Raw genomic sequence first — 20,223 nt, forward strand, 5'->3', positions numbered from 1 at the left:
CTCTCAGCCCTCGAGGAGCTCCCTCGCCTTGTCGGCCGGGAGCAGGTCGTGGCGCAGCGGCTCGCGCACGAACGAGCCGGTGCCGTGCGAGACCGAGCGCAGGTCGATCGGGTAGCGGGAGAGCTCGGCCTGCGGCACCTCGGCGTGCACCACGGTCCATCCGCCGTCCGTGCTGGTGCCGTCGCCCATCGGGTCGGCCGGCTCGGTCCCGAGCACCTGGCCCCGCCGGCCGCGCAGGTCGGACATCACGGCGCCGAGATAGTCGTCGGCGACGGTGATGTCGACCCGGTCGATCGGCTCGAGCAGCGCCATCGTCGACTCGTTGGCGGCCTCCTTCAGGGCGAGGGCGGCTGCGGTCTGGAACGCGACGTCCGAGGAGTCCACCGAGTGCGCCTTGCCGTCGGTCAGCGTGACGCGCACGTCGACGACGGGGTGGCCGGTCAGCAGCCCCTTCTCGAGCTGCAGCCGCGCGCCCTTCTCGACGGAGGGGATGAACTGCCGGGGCACCGCGCCGCCCACCACCTTGTCGACGAACTCGAAGCCGGCCCCGCGGGGGAGCGGCTCGATCTCGATCGAGCACACGGCATACTGACCGTGCCCGCCCGACTGCTTGACGTGCCGGCCCTGGGCCGAGCACCGGCGCACGAACGTCTCCCGCAGCGCGGTCCGGTAGGGCTCGGCCGTCACGGTGACGCCGTAGCGGTCGGCCAGCTGCCCGATCAGGTGGTCGACGTGGGCCTGCCCCATCGCCCAGAGCACGACCTGGTCAGTCTCGCCGGAGTGCTCCATCCGCATCGTGACGTCCTCCGCCACGAGGCGCTGCAGGGCGCCGGCCAGCTTGTCCTCGTCGGACTTGGTCGCGGCCCGGATGGCGACGGGCAGCTGCGGCTCGGGAAGCACCCACGGCGCCACGACCGCGGGCCGGTCGGGCGCCGAGAGGGTGTCGGACGTCTCGGCCCGCGTCAGCTTGGACACCAGCACGAGGTCGCCGGCGACCGCCGTCCCGCGTGGCCGGTGCTGGTCGAGGAAGGGCGAGGCGAGCGGGCCGACCCGCTCGTCGTCGTCGTGGGCCGGGTGACCCTCGACCTCGTGCCCGACGAAGTCGCCGAGGTGGCCCGAGACGTGGACCGTCTCGTCGACGCGGAGCGTGCCGGAGAAGACCCGCACGAGCGAGAGGCGCCCGACGTAGGGGTCGGTCGTCGTGCGCACGACCTCCGCCACGAGCGGCTGCGACGGGTCGCAGGCCACGTCCTTGATCGCGCCGCCGACCGGCGAGGTGACCGCCGGGAGCGGGTGCACCGTCGGGTCGGGGAAGGCGCGCTCGACGATGCCGAGCAGCGCCTCCACGCCGACCCCCGACATCGGGGCCACCGGGACGATGGGGAAGAACGTGCCCCGGCAGATCGCCGTGCGCAGGTCGGCGAGCAGGGCGTCGGTGTCGAGCGGCTCGCCCTCGAGGTAGCGGTCGAGCAGCGTCGCGTCCTCGGACTCCTCGATGATCGACTCGATGAGGGCCGAGCGCGCCTGCTCGTGCTCGGCCGAGGTCTCGCCGGTCAGCAGGCCGACGACGTCGGTGACGACGCCGTCCTCGACGACCGGCCACAGGGTGGCGCGTGCGTCGCCGAAGGTGCGCCGACACGTCTCGACGGTCGCCGCGAAGTCCGCGCGGGGCTGGTCGAGGTGGGTGACCGCGACCGCCCTCGGCATGCCGACTGCCGCGCACTCGCGCCACAGCAGCGCCACGGGCCGGTCGATGCCGTCGGCGCCCGAGACGACGAAGACGGCCGCGTCGGCGGCCCGCAGCCCGGCCCGCAGGTCGCCGATGAAGTCGGGGTAGCCCGGCGTGTCCAGCAGGTTGACCGTGACGTTGCCCGACGCGAACGAGGCGGCCGTCAGGGTGGTGGTGCGCACGTGCTCGGTCGTGCCGACGCGCTGCCCGGGCACGCGCGCCGCGACGAGTGCCTCGAAGAGTGCCGTCTTGCCGGCCCCGCCGGGTCCGACTAGCACGACGTTGCGGATGTCCTGCGGCGAGGCGGGGTTGGGAGCCGCAGGAAGGTCTGGTCTGCCGGTTGCTCGCGCCATGCCACCACCTTTCTCCTCCTACGCACCCCTCACAAGGACTTTGGCGTATGCCGTCCGCCGCGGCGGTCTCGTGGGCACCGTCCGCAGGTGCCGTCCCGTCAGGCAAACCCGGGTGCGCGCTGTCGGCGCGCAGTGACACCCTTGGCGGCATGGATCTGGGCGCATACCGGCCGGTGCTGGCCAACCGAGACACGCGCAACGCGCTCCTGCTCGGCTTCCTCATCCGCGTGCCCATGTGGGCCGGTGGCGTGATCCTGACCCTGCACGTCGTGACCTCCCTCGGCCGCAGCTACGGCGAGGCGGGGCTCGTCACGGCCGCGTCCACCGTGGCCGTGGCGATCTCCGGGCCCTGGCGCGGGCGGCTGCTCGACCGGGTCGGCCTGCGACGCACGGTCGGTCCCTCGCTCCTGGTCCAGGTCGTGTGCTGGTCGATCGCGCCCTGGGTCGGCTACCTGCCGCTCATCGCCTTCGCGGCGCTCGCCGGGCTCTTCGTCGTGCCGACATTCTCGATCCTGCGGCAGGTCATCATCCGTTCGGTCCCGAGCCACCAGCGGCGCACGGCGCTCTCGCTCGACTCGTCGGCGACCGAGCTGTCGTTCATGGCGGGCCCGGCCATCGGGGTCTGGCTCGCGACGGCCTGGCACACCGGCTGGGCGCTGCTGGTCTGCGAGCTCGCCTCGGTCGCCGCCGGCTTCGTCATGTGGCTCGTCAATCCGCCGCTGACCTCGGCACCGGCCGGCGCGGCCGAGGCTGACGCGCAGAAGCAGGCAGCCCACGACCAGCAGGGGGAGGCCGTCCGGGCCGAGGCGATCGCGGCTCCGGCGGTGTCCGGTCAGCCGGCCGCCCGCCGCACGGTGCGCGGCTTCGTCACGGTCCCGGTGGCGGCCGTGCTGCTGGCGGCCGCCTGCTCGACCCTCGTGCTGAGCGGCACCGACGTCTCGATCGTGGCCGCGCTGCGGTCCTTCGGCTCCACCGGCTCGATCGGCTGGGTGCTGGCCCTGTGGGGCGCCGGGTCCCTGGTGGGCGGACTCGTCTACGGCGCGTGGCACCGCTCGCTGTCGGTGTTCTGGCTCCTCGGCGGCCTGGCGGCCACCACTGGGCCGGTCGCCCTGGCCCTCGGGGTGCCGAGCTTCGCGGTGCTCATCACGGTCTCCGGGTTCCTGTGCGCGCCCACCGTCACGGCCACCGTCGAGCAGCTGAGCCGCCTCGTGCCCGAGCGCTTCCGCGGCGAGATGATGGGCTGGCACGGCTCGGCGATGACCGCCGGTTCGGCCGTGGGTGCGCCCGTCGCGGGCTTCGCCATCGACCGTGGCGGCTGGTCCTGGGGCTTCGTCGTGGTGTCCGCGCTCGGAGTGGTCATCGCGGCGGCGGGATGGCTCGCCTCCCGGCGTGGGCAGCCGGCGGTCGAGGAGGGCCCGGCGACGAGCCCCACCGACACCACTGCGGCGGCCGCCCCGGCCCTCGCCGGGACCGTCGATTCGGAGCACGGCCTCCCGGCTGCTACCATCGATCACTGACCAGCCGTCACAGTGCATCCGCTCCGGTGGGCGCCTGTGACGACGTGCAAGAGAAGCTCGCTTCCACCCGCGTCGACCTCACGGTTGCCGGGTCAAGGTCTGCTCGATCCGAGTCTGCCGTCCGCGGTGCACGGGTCGAGACGTGTGACGTGACGTCGACCGTCCGGCATACGCGACCCTTGAGGCTCCTCGTGCACACACGGGGAGCCTTTTTCTCGTTGTGGTCGCGGCAAGGACTGGCACCACACCCGTCTGGTCACCACGTTTCACGATCTAAGGAGCACCACATCAGCGAGCCTCGCATCAACGAGCGCATCCGGGTCCCGGAAGTGCGCTTGGTTGGCCCCAACGGCGAGCAGGTCGGCATCGTCCGCGTCGAGGACGCGCTGCGTCTGGCCGAGGAGGCGAACCTCGACCTCGTCGAGGTGGCCCCCATGGCCAAGCCGCCGGTCGCCAAGCTCATGGACTTCGGCAAGTTCAAGTACGAAGCCGCCATGAAGGCACGGGAAGCGCGCAAGAACCAGGTCAACACGGTCATCAAGGAGATCAAGCTCCGTCCGAAGATCGACCCGCACGACTACGGCACCAAGAAGGGCCACGTCGAGCGGTTCCTCAAGGCCGGTGACAAGGTCAAGGTGACCATCATGTTCCGTGGCCGCGAGCAGAGCCGTCCGGAGCTCGGACGCCGCCTGCTCGAGCGCCTCGCCGAGGACATCGCCGAGCTCGGCTTCGTCGAGTCGGCGCCGAAGCAGGACGGCCGCAACATGATCATGGTGATCGGCCCGACCAAGAAGAAGGCCGAGGCCAAGGCCGAGCAGCGCCGCTCCCGCGAGCAGCACGAGCAGCGTCCGGCGGGCGAGCCGGCAGCGTCCGGCGAGCAGCCGGAGGCGCAGGCCCCGCAGACCGACGAGGCCACCGCAGCCGCCGAGTGACCGGCGGTCGGTGACCGACCGGAGGGCCCAGGCCACCCGGTACGACAGACCACGTGCGCCCACTGGTGCACGCAACACGAAGGAGATCGGCCCCCATGCCGAAGATGAAGACGCACAGCGGTGCGAAGAAGCGTTTCCGCCTGACCGGCACCGGCAAGGTCATGCGTGAGCAGGCCGGCGGCCGTCACCTGCTCGAGCACAAGTCGAGCAAGAAGATGCGTTCCATCGCGAACGACGTCGAGCTCGCCAAGCCCGACGCCAAGAAGGCCAAGAAGCTCCTCGGCAAGTGAGCCGGGACCCCCACCCATCAGCACTTCGCTGAGCGACCGGGTCCCCGGTAGGCCAGCAGCAGCAAGCACTGCGTCAAGCAGAGAAGGAGTATTCACGTGGCACGCGTGAAGCGGGCGGTCAACGCCCAGAAGAAGCGTCGCGTCGTTCTCGAGCGCGCCAGCGGTTACCGCGGTCAGCGGTCGCGCCTCTACCGCAAGGCCAAGGAGCAGGTCACCCACTCGCTGGGCTACGCCTACCGTGACCGTCGCGCCAAGAAGGGTGACTTCCGTCGCCTCTGGATCCAGCGCATCAACGCCGCGGCCCGCGCCAACGGCATGACCTACAACCGGTTCATGCAGGGCCTCAAGGCCGCCGGTGTCGAGGTCGACCGCAAGATCCTCGCCGACCTCGCCGTCAACGACGCGCCGGCCTTCGCCACGCTCGTGGAGCTCTCCCGCGCCAACGTCCCGGCCGCTGCCAACGCCGCCGAGGCGAAGGCCGCCGGCGACGCCGCCTGAGCGGCGCCGTCCGACACGACGTAGCACTGACCACCAGAGCGCCGGGACGCCCCGTGCTGACCAACCCCCGATCCGATCGGGTCAAGGCAGTCCGGGCGCTGTCCCGGCGCTCGGTGCGTTCCCGCACCGGCGAGTTCCTCGCCGAGGGTCCCCAGGCCGTGCGCGAGGCGGTCGGCTTCCGCGCCGACCTCGTCCGTGACGTCTACGTCACGCCCGAGGCGGCCGAGCGGCACCACTCCATCGTCGACGCGGCTCGGTCCGCCGACCTGTGGGTTCACGAAGTGAGCGCCGACGTGCTCGCGGCGATGTGCGACACCGAGTCCCCGCAGGGCATCGCAGCCGTGTGCCGGGTGCTCGACCGCCCGCTCGAGGAGGTGCTCGCGGACCTGCCGCCCGACGCGCTCGTCTGTGTCCTGACGAACGTGCGCGACCCCGGCAACGCCGGCACGGTCATCCGCGGGGCCGACGCCGCGGGCGCCGACGCGGTCATCGTCAGCGACGCGAGCGTCGACATCTACAACACCAAGGTGGTGCGCTCGACCGTCGGGTCGCTGTGGCACCTGCCGCTGAGCATCGGCGCATCCGTCCCCGAGATCCTCGGTGCCCTGCGTGAGCGGGGGGTGCGCCTGCTCGCCGCGGACGGCGCCGGCGCGACGCTGCTGCACGACGCGGACCTGTCCGGACCACATGCGTGGGTCATGGGCAACGAGGCGTGGGGTCTCCCACAGGAGGTACGCGACGCCTGCGACGACGTCGTGCGCGTCCCCATCCACGGCCACGCCGAGTCGCTCAACCTCGCGATGGCAGCGACGGTCTGCCTCTACGCCTCCGCCGAGGCCCGTCGCACGGGCCGCTGACCGCCCGCTTCCCGTGACCTCGTGACTATTGTCGGAACCATGACCTCCGTGGACGCGTCCATCGCTGGGGCCGCCGGGGCTACGAGCACCGACGCCGCCGTGGTCGCGGGGCTGCTCCCCGACGGGCTGGTCGTCGTCGATGCCGAGCAGCGCATCGCCCTCGCCAACGCCGAGGCCCTGCGCATCCTCGAGTGCGACGGCGCCGACGTCGTCGGCCGTCCCGTCGTGCAGGGCCTGCCGCTCACCGACAAGGACGGGCGCGACTGGTGGGCGCACACCGACCCGTGGAACGACACCTCGTCCCACTCCGGACACCGCGAGACGCTGCTCGTTGCCCCGAGGGGCCACGAGGTGCTCGTGACCGCCCGCTACGTCCGGTCCGACGAGACCGGCGTCGTCGAGCAGGTCCTCCTCGGGCTGCGCGACGCCGAGGCGCGCCAGCGCGCCGAGCGCGACCAGGCGAGCGTGCTGTCCACGGTGGCGCACGAGCTGCGCGCACCCCTCACCTCGGTCACCGGCTTCACCAGCAGTCTGCTGCGGCGCTGGGACCGCTTCAGCGATGAGCAGAAGCGTCTGATGATCGAGACCATCGAGGCCGACGCGACCCGCCTGACGCGGCTGATCACCGAGCTGCTCGACATCTCGCGGCTCGACTCCGACAGCCTCAACCTGCGCCTGGGCCCGGTCGACCTGCTCGGCCTGCTGCGCACCCACATGGTGCGGTACGAGCTGGGCCGCACGGCCGGCGCCGTCCAGCTGCGCCTCGGTGACCGCGCCCGCCGGGACGGCCTGCCCCAGATGTGGGCCGACACCGACCGCCTCGAGCAGATCTTCTTCAACCTCATCGAGAACGCCCTGACGCACGGCGGTGGCGGCGTCACGGTCACCCTCGACGTCGGGGACGAGCTGGACGGCTCACCCGAGTCGGTGGTCGTCTTCGTCGACGACGAGGGAGAGGGCATACCCGTCGGTGACCGTGAGAAGATCTTCGGTCGCTTCTGGCACGGCCCCTCCAACGCGAGCACGGGCCTGGGCCTCTACGTCGTGCGCGGCCTCGTCGAGGCACACGGCGGTTCGGTGCTCGTCGACGACAACACCGCCGGCGGCGCCCGGTTCGTCGTGCGGCTGCCGGCCGGGCTGCCCGCGGTGCTGGACGGCTGAGCGGCCCGGTCCCGCGCGGGCGGCCCGTGAAAGGCGTTCGACGCCGCCCCTAGACTGGTGCGCACGCACCCGCCCACCTCGTGGTGGACGGGTCGTCGGCACCGGTGGCCGGTGATCCGCACGGACAGCAGCACGGACGCCCGCCCGGACACCTGCCCCGAGCCGACGAGCGGCCAGCCCCCACCTGTGAACCCGAGCGAGAGCAGCGAACGCACGCCGATGTCCGGACCCAACACGAACTACGACCCCGTCGAGGTCTCCGCGCTCGACCCGGCCAACGTCGACGCCGCCGTGGAGCAGGCCCTGGCCGCGATCGCCGCGGCAAACTCGCTCGACGACCTCAAGGCCGCGCGCATCGCCCACCAGGGGGAGAAGAGCCCGCTGGCCCTCGCCAACCGCGAGATCGGTGCGCTGCCCCCGAGTGCGAAGGCCGAGGCCGGCAAGCGTGTGGGCCAGGCCCGGGGTCGCGTCGGCCGGGCCATCGCCGCCCGCCAGGCGGAGCTCGAGGCGGAGCGGGACGAGCGCATCCTCGTCGAGGAGCGCGTCGACGTCACCTTGCCGGCACTGCGTCGCACCCCGGGCGCCCGCCACCCCATCGAGCTGGTCGCCCAGCGCCTGGCCGACGCCTTCGTCGGGATGGGCTGGGAGGTCGCCGAGGGTCCCGAGCTCGAGAGCGAGTGGCTCAACTTCGACGCGCTCAACCTCGGGCCCGACCACCCCGCCCGGCAGATGCAGGACACCTTCTTCCTCGACCCGGTCGACTCCGGGCTCGTGCTGCGCACGCAGACCTCGCCGGTGCAGATCCGCACCATGCTCGAGAAGGAGCCGCCGATCTACGTCGTGGCGCCGGGCAAGGTCTTCCGCACCGACGACCTCGACGCCACGCACACCCCGGTCTTCCACCAGATCGAGTGCCTGGCCATCGACAAGGGCCTGACCATGGCACACCTGCGCGGCGCGCTGGACGCGTTCGTCCGCATCATGTTCGGCGAGGACACCCGCACCCGCGTGCGCGCCTCCTACTTCCCGTTCACCGAGCCGTCGATGGAGACCGACTTCGTCTGCTTCGCCTGCCACGGCGAGGGCCACGACGACCACGGGGCCCAGTGCCGCACCTGCGGCGGCTCCGGCTGGATCGAGCTGGGTGGCTCCGGCATGGTCAACCGGAAGGTGCTGCGGGCCTGCGGCATCGATCCCGACGTCTACTCCGGCTTCGCCTTCGGGCTCGGCATCGAAAGGGCACTCATGCTGCGTCACGGCGTGCAGGGCATGCACGACATGGTCGAGGGCGACGTGCGCTTCTCGCAGCAGTTCGGGATGGAGGTCTGACATGCGTATGCCGCTGCGCTGGCTCGCCGAGTACGCCGATGTGGCGCCCGGGACCACGGGTGCCGACGTCGCCGCCGCCCTCGTCTCGGTCGGCATCGAGGAGGAGGACCTACACGGTGGCGACATCACCGGTCCCCTCGTCGTCGGCAGGGTGCTCGACTTCGTCGAGGAGCCCCAGAAGAACGGCAAGACCATCCGGTGGTGCACCGTCGACGTCGGCCAGAACGGCCAGATGCTCACCGAGGGCAAGCACCAGGAGATCGTCTGCGGCGCCCTCAACTTCGAGGTCGGCGACCTCGTCGTGGTCGTGCTCCCCGGCGCCACGCTGCCCGGGAACTTCCAGATCTCGGCACGGAAGACGTACGGCCACGTCTCCAACGGGATGATCTGCGCCGAGGACGAGATCGGCCTCGGCAGCGACCACGAGGGCATCATCGTCCTCTCCCGCCTCCTCGGCGAGGAAGCCGCCGCAGACCTCAAGCCCGGCGACGACGCCATCGCCCTGCTCGGCCTGGGAGAGGAGACCATCGAGGCCAACGTCACCCCCGACCGCGGGTACTGCTTCTCGGTGCGCGGTCTCGCCCGCGAGTACTGGCACGCCCAGGGCAGTCCCGCGGGGGGATACCGCGACCCCGCACTCGTCGAGACGCCGCAGGCCAACGACAAGGGCTTCTCGGTGCGCATCGACGACGCCGCGCCGATCGACGGAGCGCACGGCTGCGACCGCTACGTCGCCCGCGTCATCCGCGGCATCGACCCGACGCGGCCGAGCCCGTCGTGGATGCAGCAGCGGCTCACGGCGATGGGCATGCGCCCCATCTCGCTGGCCGTGGACGTCACGAACTACGTCATGCTCGCCGTCGGCCAGCCGCTGCACGCGTTCGACCTCGGCAAGCTCTCGGGGTCGATCGTCGTGCGTCGCGCGAAGGCGGGGGAGACCCTCACGACGCTCGACGACGTCAAGCGGAAGCTCTCACCCGAGGACCTGCTGATCACCGACGGCGGCGAGCGGGCCCTCGCCATCGCCGGCGTCATGGGCGGCGCCTCCTCCGAGGTCGACGACACGACCACCGACATCCTCATCGAGGCGGCCCACTTCGACCCCACGACGATCGCCCGCACGTCGCGCCGGCACAAGCTCGTCACCGAGGCGTCCAAGCGCTACGAGCGCGGCGTCGACCCAAAGCTCGCCTCCGCGGCCGCGCAGCTCGCCGTCGACCTGCTCGTCGAGCACGGCGGTGGCACCGTCGACCCGGGCGTCACGGACGTCGACCACACGACCGAGCCCTCCGCGTACCTCCTCGACGTCACGGAGCCCGCGCGGATCGTGGGGGTCGACTACCCGCGCGACCGGGTGGTGCAGGTCCTGCGCGACCTCGGCTGCACGGTCGACGAGACCGGTGACGGAGCCGACGACACCCACGTGCTCGTCACACCGCCGTCCTGGCGCCCCGACCTGCTCGACGGGCCCGACTACGCGGAGGAGGTCGCCCGGATCGACGGCTACAACAACATCCCGTCGATCACCCCGACGCCCGTGGAGGGCCAGGGCCTGACGCACGGCCAGAGGACTCGCCGTGTCGTCGCCGACGCGCTGGCCGGCGCGGGCCTCACGGAGGTGCTGACCTACCCGTTCGTCGCCGAGTCGCTCGCGGACGACCTCATGCTGCCCGCCGACGACGACCGTCGCCACGCGGTGCGCATCGCCAACCCGCTCAGCGAGGAGCGCCCGCTGCTGCGGACGTCGGTGCTCGCGAGCCTCGTCGACGCCCTGCGGCGCAACGTCGCGCGGGGCCACAAGGACGTGTCGGTCTTCGAGCTCGGCCTCGTGTTCCGGCCCGGTGGCCCGCTGGGCAAGGCTCCGATCCCCAGCGTGCTGAGCCGTCCCGACGACGAGACCCTCGAGCAGCTGTATGCCGCCGTGCCCGCCCAGCCGCGCCACGCCGCCCTGCTCATGACCGGCCAGGTCGAGCCCGCGGGCTGGTGGGGACCCGGCCGCGCGGCCGACTGGAGCGACGCCGTCGCTGCGGTGCAGACGGTCGCGAAGGCACTCGCGGTCCAGGTCGTGGTGTCCGCCGACCCGTCGCACGCGCCGTGGCACCCGGGCCGGTGCGCGCGGATCACCCTGGCCGACGGCACCCTCGTGGGCCACGCGGGCGAGCTGCACCCGAAGGTGCTTGCGGCCCTCGAGCTGCCGGCGCGCACCGTCGCTGCCGAGTTCGACGTCGACGTGCTCGTGGCGGCGAGCGCAGAGCCGGTCCAGGCGCACCCGTTCTCGACCTTCCCGCCCGCCATGACCGACATCGCGCTGCTCGTCGAGTCGCAGGTCCCCGCTGCGGACGTCGAGGCCGCGCTGCGCCGCGGCGCGGGGGAGGCGCTGGAGTCGCTCACGCTCTTCGACGTCTATGAAGGCGAGCGCATCGAGGCCCACCACCGGTCGCTGGCCTATCGCCTCACCTTCCGTGCGCCCGACCGCACGCTGACCACCGAAGAGGTCAACGGGTTCCGCGACGCGGCGGTCGCCGCGGCGACGGAGGCGACGGGAGCGGTCCAGCGCTGACACCGAATGCACGAGTATGCACTGCCGTGTATAGTCATGCATCGTGATCAGGGCAGCAGTTGCGGGGGCGAGCGGCTACGCCGGAGGAGAGATCCTCCGGCTGCTGCTCGCCCATCCGCGGTTCGAGGTCGGCGCTGTCACGGCGGCCAGCAGCGCGGGTCAACGGCTCGGGGGCGTCCACCCGCACCTCGTCCCGCTCGCGGACCGGGTGATCGAGGCGACGACCCCCGAGACCCTCGCCGAGCACGACGTCGTCTTCCTGGCACTGCCGCACGGCCACTCCGGCGCCATCGCGGCGCAGCTGCCTGACTCGGTCGTCGTCATCGACTGCGGCGCCGACTTCCGCCTCGAGTCCCCGGAAGCCTGGACGTCGTTCTACGACACGGCGTATGCCGGCTCGTGGCCCTACGGCCTCCCGGAGCTTCCCGGGGCGGCCGGGTCGGTCCAGCGGCAGCGGCTGGCCGGTGCGAAGCGGATCGCCGTCCCAGGCTGCTACCCGACCGGCATCTCGCTGGCGCTCGCGCCCGGCTTCGCCACCGGGCTGCTCGAGCCCGACGACGTCGTGGTCGTGGCGGCCTCCGGCACGTCCGGCGCGGGCAAGTCGCTCAAGCCGCACCTGCTCGGCAGTGAGGTGATGGGCTCGATGTCGCCCTACGGCGTCGGCGGACTGCACCGGCACACCCCGGAGATCGAGCAGAACCTCTCGCGCGCCGCCGGCGAGCCGGTCACCGTCTCCTTCACCCCCACCCTGGCGCCGATGCCGCGAGGAATTCTCGCGACCTCCACGGCCCGGCTGCGGGAGGGCGCCGACCCCACGGCCGTGCGCCCTGCGTGGGAGACGGCATACGCCGACGAGCCGTTCGTCCACCTGCTACCCGAGGGCGCGTGGCCGGCGACGGCCTCCGTCGTGGGCAGCAACCACGTGCTGCTGCAGGTCGCCGTCGACGAGCGGCTGCGCCGTGTCGTCGTCGTGTCGGCCGTCGACAACCTCACCAAGGGCACGGCCGGCGCCGCCGTCCAGTGCGCCAACCTCGCCCTGGGCCTCGAGGAGTCCCTGGGCCTGCCGATCGCAGGAGTCGCCCCGTGAGTGGCCAGCATCCCGACGCCCCCGTGCAGCTGCCCGAAGGCTTCCGGGCGTCCGGCGTGACCGCCGGGCTCAAGGCCAGCGGCAGTCCCGACCTCGCCCTCGTCGTCAACGACGGCCCGGACCACCACGCCGCGGCGGTCTTCACGACGAACCGGGTCGAGGCGGCGCCGGTCACGTGGTCGCGGCAGGTCGTGGCCGACGGTCGGGTCGACGCCGTGGTGCTCAACTCGGGCGGGGCGAACGCCTGCACCGGCGCCCAGGGCTTCCTCGACACCCACCGCACCGCCGAGCACGTCGCGGACGTCCTCGGCGCCTCGGCGGGCGACGTGGTCGTGTGCTCGACCGGCCTGATCGGCGAGCTGCTCCCGATGGACAAGGTGCTAGCCGGTGTCGACGCGGCCTGCGCCGCCCTCTCGCCGGACGGTCACCAGGACGCGGCCGTCGCCATCAAGACCACGGACACCGTGCACAAGGTCGCCGCCCACGCGGGGGAGGGCTGGTCGGTCTCCGGCATGGCCAAGGGAGCGGGGATGCTCGCCCCGGCCCTCGCCACGATGCTCGTCGTGCTGACCACCGACGCGGTCGTCGAGCCGGGCGACCTCGACACGGCGCTGCGGGCAGCCACCGCCGTGTCGTTCGACCGCATCGACTCCGACGCGTGCATGTCGACCAACGACACCGTCGTCGCGCTCGCCTCGGGGGCGTCCGGGGTCCGGGTGGACCGGCCCGAACTGTCACAGGCGCTGACGGCCGTGTGCTCCTCGCTCGCGCGCCAGCTCATCGCGGACGCCGAGGGCGCCGCGCACGACATCGCCATCGAGGTCGTCGGCGCCGCCAGCGTGGAGGACGCCCTGGAGGTCGCCCGGGCCGTAGCCCGCAACAACCTCTTCAAGTGCGCCGTCTTCGGCAACGACCCCAACTGGGGCCGTGTGCTCGCGGCCGTCGGCACGACCCGGGCCACCTTCGACCCGGCTACGCTCGACGTCGCCATGAACGGCATCCAGGTCTGCCGCTCCGGAGGGGTGGGCGAGGACCGCACGCTCGTGGACCTCACGTCCCGCGAGGTCCACGTCGTCATCGACCTCCACGCCGGCCGGGAGGGTGCCACGGTCTGGACCAACGACCTGACGCACGACTACGTCCACGAGAACTCGGCGTACAGCACATGAGCGCCTCCCTCGGTACCGGTCAGGGGGGCAGCGCGTCCCTGTCGAACCTGCGCGGCCTCATCGACGCCGCTGCCGTGCGCGTCGCCGCGGGCAAGGCCGCGACCCTCGTGGAGGCGCTGCCGTGGCTCGAGCGCTTCCGCGGCGCCCTCGTCGTCGTCAAGTACGGCGGCAACGCCATGGTCGACGACGCCCTCAAGGCCGCGTTCGCCAAGGACATCGCCTTCCTGCGGTATGCCGGGCTGCGCCCCGTCGTCGTGCACGGTGGTGGGCCCCAGATCAAGGCGATGCTCGCGCGGGTCGGCCTCGAGAGCGAGTTCAAGGGCGGGCTGCGGGTCACGACGCCCGAGGTCATGGACGTCGTGCGCATGGTCCTGACCGGCCAGGTCGGGCGGGAGCTCGTGGGGCTGCTCAACCAGCACGGCCCCATCGCGGTCGGGCTCTCCGGCGAGGACGCCGCGCTGCTGGGGGCCCGACGGCGCGGCACGGTCGTCGACGGCGAGGAGGTCGACCTCGGCCTCGTCGGCGACGTCGAGAGCGTCAACCCCTCCGCCATCATCGACATCCTCGACGCCGGCCGGGTGCCGGTCGTGTCCACGGTGGCGCCGGACCTCGACGTCGAGGGCCAGGTGCTCAACGTCAACGCCGACACCGCCGCCGCGGCCATCGCCGTCGCCCTCGGCGCCGAGAAGCTCGTCGTGCTGACCGACGTCGAGGGCATCTACGCCGACTGGCCCGACCGCGGCTCGTTGCTCTCGACGATCACCGTGGGGGCCGCCCGCGAGCTGCTCTCGCGGGTCGACCACGGCATGGTGCCCAAGCTCGAGGCGTGCATCCGCGCGGTGGAGGGCGGCGTCCCGCAGACGCACGTCGTCGACGGCCGCAAGCCGCACTCGATCCTGCTCGAGATCTTCACCGACGAGGGGATCGGCACCATGGTCCTGCCCGAGATCACCGGCTCGGCGCCCACCGACACCACGGAGGAGTCCTCATGACCTCGGGCAGCGACCTCCTCGGCCGGTATGCCGGCGCGATGGTGCAGGTCTTCGGCACGCCGCAGCTCGTCCTCGCCTCGGGTCACGGGTGCTGGGTGACCGACGTCGACGGGAGGCGCTACCTCGACCTGCTCTCCGGCATCGCGGTCAACGCCCTCGGCCACGGCCACCCGGCGCTCGTCCAAGCCGTCGCCAAGCAGGCCGAGTCGGCGATCCACGTCTCGAACTTCTTCACCTCCGAGCCGGCCATCGCCCTGGCCGAGCGGATCCTGCAGATCGCCGCGGCACCGGCGGGTTCCGGTGTCTTCTTCGCCAACTCCGGCGCCGAGGCCACCGAGGCCGCCATCAAGCTGTCGAGGCGCACCGGCCGCACCAGGCTGGTGGCCCTCGAGGGCTCCTTCCACGGTCGCACGACCGGAGCCCTGGCCCTGACGCACAAGGCTGCCTACCGGGAGCCGTTCGAACCGCTCATCCCAGAGGTCGTCTTCGTCCCTCCGGGCGACCACGACGCGCTCCGCGCCGCCGTCGACGACGCGACGGCGGCCCTGTTCGTCGAGCCGATCCAGGGCGAGGCCGGCGTGCGGGAGCTGCCAGCCGAGTACCTGAGGCTGGCCCGCGAGCTCACCACCGCCCACGGTGCCCTGCTCGTCGTCGACGAGATCCAGACCGGCATCGGCCGCACCGGAGACTGGTTCGCGCACCAGGCCTCCGGCATCGTGCCCGACGCCATGACGCTGGCCAAGGGCCTCGGCGGCGGCGTGCCCATCGGGGCCCTGGTGACCTTCGGCCCTGAGGCGACCGGTATGCTGTCGGCCGGCCAGCACGGCACCACGTTCGGCGGCAACCCGCTGGCCTGCGCGGCCGGGCTCGCCGTGCTCGACACCATCGAGCGTGACCACCTCCTGGACAACGTGTGCCGGGTCGGCGCCCTCCTCGACGACGTGGACGTCACCGGGGTGGCCGGCACCCGCGGACGGGGACTGTTGCGCGCGATCGAGCTCGACGGCATACCGTCGTCGGCCGCGATGGCGGCAGCCCGCGACGCGGGCTACATTCTCAACGCCGTCACGCCGACGGCCCTGCGCCTCGCGCCACCGCTGGTGCTCTCCGAGGCCGAGCTGCAGGGCTTCCTCGACGACCTGCCGGCGATCCTCGACGCCGCCCGCGCCTCGTCGGGGGTCACGTCCGGAGCCGCGTCGTGAGCCGCACCCAGCGCCAGCGCCGCATCGTCGAGCTGCTCGGGGCCCATGCCGTGCACAGCCAGGGCGAGCTCGCCGACCTGCTCGTCGCCGAGGGCACCGACGTGACGCAGGCGACCCTCTCGCGCGACCTCGTCGAGCTCGGCGCCGTCAAGGTCCGACGCGGACGAGCGCTCGTGTATGCCGTCCCGGGAGAGGGTGGGGAGGTGACCGCCGTCGGCTCGATCGGCCAGGAGGCCTCCGCCCGGTTGCGCCGCACCTGCGAGGAGCTCCTCGTCTCGGCGGTCCCTGCCGACAACCTCGTCGTGCTGCGCACGCCGCCGGGCGCCGCGAACTACCTGGCGTCGGCCATCGACCAGACACGCGACCCGGACGTGGTCGGCACCATCGCCGGCGACGACACGATCCTGCTCGTCACCACCGCGCGGTCCCAGGCCGCCGCGGTCGCCGAGCGGCTCCAGTCGCTCGCCGGAAGCCGCGACTGAGCCGTCCCCGGCAACCTCGCACCGACCCTTCAACCCATCCACCGAGGAGACCCGAGCATGACGGACGCAACCGGCACGAGCGCCGACGGAGGCGAGGCCCAGTGTGACGCGACGGCGGCCACCGATGCGCCAGCCGCCCGGGTGAGCCTGTGGGGTGGCCGCTTTGCGGGTGGCCCGGACCAGGCGCTCGCGGCCCTGTCGAAGAGCACCCACTTCGACTGGAGGCTGGCCCCGCACGACCTCGCCGGCTCGCGCGCGCACGCCCGCGTGCTGCACGCCGCCGGCCTCCTCTCGGACGAGCACCTGGTCGGGATGCTCGAGGGCCTCGACCGGCTGGAGGCCGACGTCGTCTCCGGTGCGTTCACCCCCGCCGAGGACGACGAGGACGTGCACACGGCCCTCGAGCGAGGCCTGATCGAGCGGGTCGGTCCTGACCTCGGTGGCCGGCTGCGGGCGGGACGCTCCCGCAACGACCAGGTCGCGACGCTCTTCCGGATGTACCTGCGCGAGCACGCCCGGGTCGTCGGTGCTCAGGTGCTCGACGTCGTCGAGGCGCTCGTGGGGCAGGCCGACCAGCACCTGGGCGTCGCCATGCCCGGACGCACCCACCTGCAGCACGCCCAGCCCGTCCTGCTCTCGCACCACCTCCTCGCGCACGCGTGGGCGTTGCTCCGCGACGTCGACCGGCTGCGTGACTGGGACGCACGCACCGACGCCTCGCCCTACGGCTCGGGCGCCCTCGCTGGGTCGTCCCTCGGCCTGGACCCGGAGGCGGTGGCCCGCGACCTCGGCTTCGCGCGCGCCGTCGAGAACTCCATCGACGGCACCGCCTCGCGTGACTTCGCCGCCGAGTTCGCGTTCGTCTGCGCCATGACCGCGGTGGACGTGTCGCGCATCGCCGAGGAGGTCGTGCTGTGGGCGACGAAGGAGTTCTCGTTCGTCACGCTGCACGACTCCTACTCGACCGGGTCGAGCATCATGCCGCAGAAGAAGAACCCCGACGTCGCCGAGCTCGCCCGCGGCAAGGCCGGACGCCTCGTCGGTGACCTCGCGGGCCTGCTGACGACCCTCAAGGCGCTGCCCCTCGCCTACAACCGTGACCTCCAGGAGGACAAGGAGCCGGTCTTCGACGCGATCGACACGCTCGAAGTGCTCCTCCCTGCGTTCTCCGGCATGGTGGCGACCCTCGCCTTCAACACGGACCGCCTCGAGTCGCTCGCGCCGCAGGGCTTCGCCCTCGCCACGGACATCGCCGAGTGGCTCGTTCGGCAGGGCGTGCCCTTCCGCGTGGCGCACGAGGTCGCGGGTGCGTGCGTGCGCGAGTGCGAGGCACGCGGCATCGAGCTGTGGGACCTCAGCGACGACGACTTCACCCGGATCAGCGAGCACCTGACACCCGAGGTGCGCTCTGTGCTGTCGGTCCCCGGCTCCCTCGCGTCGCGCGACGCCGTCGGCGGAACCGCGCCGGCGCGGGTGAGCGAGCAGCTCTCAGCTGCCCGTGAGCGGCTCGCGGACGCCCGTGGGTGGGCGTCGTCCGGCGTCTGAGGGTGCGGCTAGCGTGTCATCGGTGAGCAGCGACGGCAACCGCCTCCCGCGGGACTTCTTCGCACGGTCGTCCGTGGAGGTCGCGCGGGACCTGCTGGGCTGCCTGCTCTCGTTCGGCGGGGTGACGCTGCGGCTGACCGAGCTCGAGGCATATGCCGGTGAGGTCGACCCGGGGTCGCACGCCTTCCGGGGTGAGACTTCACGCACGCGCCCGATGTTCGGCCCTGCGGGGTTCACCTACGTCTACTTCACCTACGGCAACCACTGGTGCCTCAACCTCGTTGCCGGACAGGAAGGGACGGCCGAGGCCGTCCTGGTCCGGGCCGGTGAGGTCGTCGAGGGGCACGATCTCGTCCGTGCGCGCCGCGGCAGCGTGGCCGAACGCGACTGGGCCCGTGGACCGGGCCGGCTGGGCCAGGCTCTGGCGATGGGCGGCGAGCACACGGGACGGGACTTCTGCCGGCCCGTCCTCGGCGAGCCCATCGACCTCGTGGTGGCCGAGCCTGCAGAGCCGGTGCCGGCCGGTGCCGTGGCGACCGGGCCACGGGTGGGGGTCAGCGGTCCCGGAGGGGACGGCACGGCATACCCCTGGCGCTTCTTCCTCGACGGCGACCGCTTCGTGTCGGCGTACCGTCCCGGCACGGTGCGTTCCCGCCGGCCGGCGGCACGACGGCCCTGACGACCTGCGGCCCCCCCGTAGAGCCCGGCATCCGGGACCGAGGGCTACTCGTTGGCCCGGGGGTGACGGCATACGGCAGGCTGTGTCCGAGGCGGGCGACCGGCCCGGCGTACAGAGAGGACACCGATACCCGTGACGGACATCTTCGACGAGCTGCAGTGGCGCGGCCTGGTGGCACAGTCCACCGACGAGGCGGCGCTGCGCGAAGCCCTCGCCGAGGGACCGGTCACGGTGTATTGCGGCTTCGACCCGAGCGCGCCCTCGCTGCACTTCGGCAACTTCGTGCAGCTCTCGGTCCTGCGGCGCATGCAGGCTGCCGGGCACCGCGTCATCTGCCTCGTCGGCGGTTCCACCGGGCTCATCGGCGACCCCAAACCCGACTCGGAGCGCGTGCTGCAGGACAAGGACACCATTGCGGCCTCCGTGGCGCGGATCCAGCAGCTCGTCGGGCCGCTGCTCGACTTCGACGGCGACAATCCGGCGCTGCTCGTCAACAACCTCGACTGGACCGCACCGCTCAGCGCGCTGGACTTCCTGCGCGACATCGGCCGGCACTTCAGGGTCAACCAGATGATCCGCAAGGAGGCTGTGGCGCGGCGGCTCGAGAGCGAGCACGGGATCTCCTACACCGAGTTCAGCTACCAGATGCTCCAGGCGCTCGACTACCTCGAGCTCTACCGCAGCCGCGGGTGCTCGCTGCAGATCGGCGGCAGCGACCAGTGGGGCAACATCACGGCCGGTGTCGACCTCGTGCACCGGGCGGAGGGAGCCACCGTGCACGCCCTCGCGACGCCGTTGCTCGTCGACTCGACGGGGCGCAAGTTCGGCAAGTCCGAGGGCAACGCGGTGTGGCTCAGTGCCGACATGACGAGCCCGTACGCGTTCTACCAGTACTTCCTCAACGTCGAGGACGCGTCGGTGATCGCGATGCTCAAGGCACTGACCGACCGTTCCCGTGACGAGATCGAGGAGCTGGCCAAGCAGGTGGCCGACGAGCCGTTCCGCCGTACGGCGCAACGCACCCTGGCGGCCGACGTGACGACTCTCGTGCACGGGGCCGAGGCGACGGCTGCCGTCCAGGCGGCGTCGGAGGCTCTCTTCGGCAAGGGCGACCTCGCGGGGTTGGACTCCCGCACCCTCGGTGACGCGACGGCCGAGCTGCCGGGTGCGAGCGTGCCGGCGGGCACCTCCGTCGTGGACGCATTGGTGGCGGTCGGCCTGGTGGACTCCCGCAATGCCGCACGGCGAGCCATCGGCGAGGGGGGAGCATCGCTGAACAACGTCAAGGTCACCGACCCCGAGCGCGTGCTCGAGGAGAGCGACTTCCTGCACGGCAGCGTGGCCGTCATCAAGCGTGGCCGTCGCAGCCTGGCGGCCGCTCGTCGAGCCTGAGAACCACCCCAGCGAGCCGGATCTCCTTGGTGCACAAGGGGATCCGGCTCGTTTTGGGTTACGGCAGAGCCGGCGGCGCCCGGATTTGTGTTCCGCCGCCGGGCGAGGTTACTGTTCTCTTCGTCAGCCCGGCAGGGAGGAACGGACGCCACCGCGATCGACACGATCGAGAGCGAAGTTGGCCGGTCCCGGGGTTGGCAGGAAACAGCCGAGGCACTCGATCTGATCGGGTAGGCTTCGGAGAGCAGGAGCCGCTGACACCAAGCGGGTTGGATCCGGACGGTCTGAAGGCTGGTTCGCGGGTTTGACTCCCAAGCTTGAGGCGGGTAAGTTTGAAGGGTTGCCCCGGAGGCTGGGCCCGCGTTGGTGGGTGTGGTTGATGGTGTGTGTCCGATTCTTGAGAACTCAACAGCGTGTCAAAAATCGATGCCAATTACCTCGTCCCGAGG

The 20,223-nt window shown here is 72.1% G+C and carries 17 protein-coding genes; 16 read left to right on the forward strand and 1 reads right to left on the reverse strand.

The genetic code is table 11. The features are described 5' to 3' along the window. Positions 1-3 precede the first annotated feature (3 nt). Positions 4-2,082 carry an elongation factor G-like protein EF-G2 gene (locus AB0316_RS20240; protein ID WP_366274992.1) on the reverse strand — a complete coding sequence of 693 codons (2,079 nt, stop codon included), beginning with the start codon at positions 2,080-2,082 and terminating at the stop codon, positions 4-6. A gap of 149 nt (positions 2,083-2,231) precedes the next feature. Here AB0316_RS20240 and AB0316_RS20245 point away from each other — a divergent pair, with 149 nt between their 5' ends. From AB0316_RS20245 to tyrS, 16 genes are all read left to right on the forward strand, one after another. Continuing rightward, positions 2,232-3,599, forward strand: coding sequence for an MFS transporter (locus AB0316_RS20245; protein ID WP_366274993.1), 1,368 nt, complete (start codon positions 2,232-2,234; stop codon positions 3,597-3,599). A gap of 287 nt (positions 3,600-3,886) precedes the next feature. Beyond that, the gene (infC, locus tag AB0316_RS20250; protein ID WP_366275014.1) at positions 3,887-4,531 is read left to right on the forward strand and encodes a translation initiation factor IF-3; all 645 of its coding nucleotides are present in this window, start codon (positions 3,887-3,889) and stop codon (positions 4,529-4,531) included. Between the two features lie 95 nt (positions 4,532-4,626). Then, positions 4,627-4,821, forward strand: coding sequence for a 50S ribosomal protein L35 (gene rpmI / locus AB0316_RS20255; RefSeq protein WP_020144695.1), 195 nt, complete (start codon positions 4,627-4,629; stop codon positions 4,819-4,821). Between the two features lie 96 nt (positions 4,822-4,917). Further along, positions 4,918-5,319 (forward strand): 50S ribosomal protein L20, encoded by a 402-nt coding sequence (gene rplT / locus AB0316_RS20260; RefSeq protein ID WP_366274995.1) that lies wholly within the window; start codon positions 4,918-4,920, stop codon positions 5,317-5,319. Between the two features lie 53 nt (positions 5,320-5,372). After that, positions 5,373-6,176, forward strand: coding sequence for an RNA methyltransferase (locus tag AB0316_RS20265; protein WP_366274996.1), 804 nt, complete (start codon positions 5,373-5,375; stop codon positions 6,174-6,176). Between the two features lie 39 nt (positions 6,177-6,215). Further along, positions 6,216-7,337 (forward strand): ATP-binding protein, encoded by a 1,122-nt coding sequence (locus AB0316_RS20270; RefSeq protein WP_366274997.1) that lies wholly within the window; start codon positions 6,216-6,218, stop codon positions 7,335-7,337. A gap of 219 nt (positions 7,338-7,556) precedes the next feature. Beyond that, positions 7,557-8,666 (forward strand): phenylalanine--tRNA ligase subunit alpha, encoded by a 1,110-nt coding sequence (pheS, locus tag AB0316_RS20275; RefSeq protein WP_366274998.1) that lies wholly within the window; start codon positions 7,557-7,559, stop codon positions 8,664-8,666. Position 8,667: 1 nt separating this feature from the next. Then, positions 8,668-11,226 carry a phenylalanine--tRNA ligase subunit beta gene (gene pheT / locus AB0316_RS20280; RefSeq protein WP_366274999.1) on the forward strand — a complete coding sequence of 853 codons (2,559 nt, stop codon included), beginning with the start codon at positions 8,668-8,670 and terminating at the stop codon, positions 11,224-11,226. Positions 11,227-11,269: 43 nt separating this feature from the next. Next, a complete protein-coding gene (gene argC / locus AB0316_RS20285; protein WP_366275000.1) occupies positions 11,270-12,313 on the forward strand; it encodes an N-acetyl-gamma-glutamyl-phosphate reductase in 1,044 nt (347 codons plus the stop codon). Next, positions 12,310-13,482 (forward strand): bifunctional glutamate N-acetyltransferase/amino-acid acetyltransferase ArgJ, encoded by a 1,173-nt coding sequence (argJ, locus tag AB0316_RS20290; RefSeq protein WP_366275001.1) that lies wholly within the window; start codon positions 12,310-12,312, stop codon positions 13,480-13,482. The genes argC and argJ overlap by 4 nt, the downstream gene beginning before the upstream one ends. Continuing rightward, the gene (argB, locus tag AB0316_RS20295; protein WP_366275003.1) at positions 13,479-14,474 is read left to right on the forward strand and encodes an acetylglutamate kinase; all 996 of its coding nucleotides are present in this window, start codon (positions 13,479-13,481) and stop codon (positions 14,472-14,474) included. The genes argJ and argB overlap by 4 nt, the downstream gene beginning before the upstream one ends. Continuing rightward, positions 14,471-15,676, forward strand: coding sequence for an acetylornithine transaminase (locus AB0316_RS20300; protein ID WP_366275004.1), 1,206 nt, complete (start codon positions 14,471-14,473; stop codon positions 15,674-15,676). The genes argB and AB0316_RS20300 overlap by 4 nt, the downstream gene beginning before the upstream one ends. Continuing rightward, positions 15,673-16,158, forward strand: a complete 486-nt coding sequence (gene argR, locus AB0316_RS20305) for an arginine repressor (RefSeq protein ID WP_366275006.1) — start codon at positions 15,673-15,675, stop codon at positions 16,156-16,158. Before AB0316_RS20300 ends, argR begins: the two co-directional genes overlap by 4 nt. Before the next feature lie 57 nt (positions 16,159-16,215). Then, positions 16,216-17,703, forward strand: a complete 1,488-nt coding sequence (argH, locus tag AB0316_RS20310) for an argininosuccinate lyase (protein WP_366275007.1) — start codon at positions 16,216-16,218, stop codon at positions 17,701-17,703. Between the two features lie 22 nt (positions 17,704-17,725). Beyond that, positions 17,726-18,382, forward strand: coding sequence for a DNA-3-methyladenine glycosylase (locus AB0316_RS20315; protein WP_366275008.1), 657 nt, complete (start codon positions 17,726-17,728; stop codon positions 18,380-18,382). A gap of 132 nt (positions 18,383-18,514) precedes the next feature. Next, positions 18,515-19,774, forward strand: a complete 1,260-nt coding sequence (gene tyrS / locus AB0316_RS20320) for a tyrosine--tRNA ligase (protein ID WP_366275009.1) — start codon at positions 18,515-18,517, stop codon at positions 19,772-19,774. Positions 19,775-20,223 lie beyond the last annotated feature (449 nt).

It is taken from the genome of Terrabacter sp. NPDC080008 (assembly GCF_040702505.1).
Classification (GTDB): domain Bacteria; phylum Actinomycetota; class Actinomycetes; order Actinomycetales; family Dermatophilaceae; genus Terrabacter.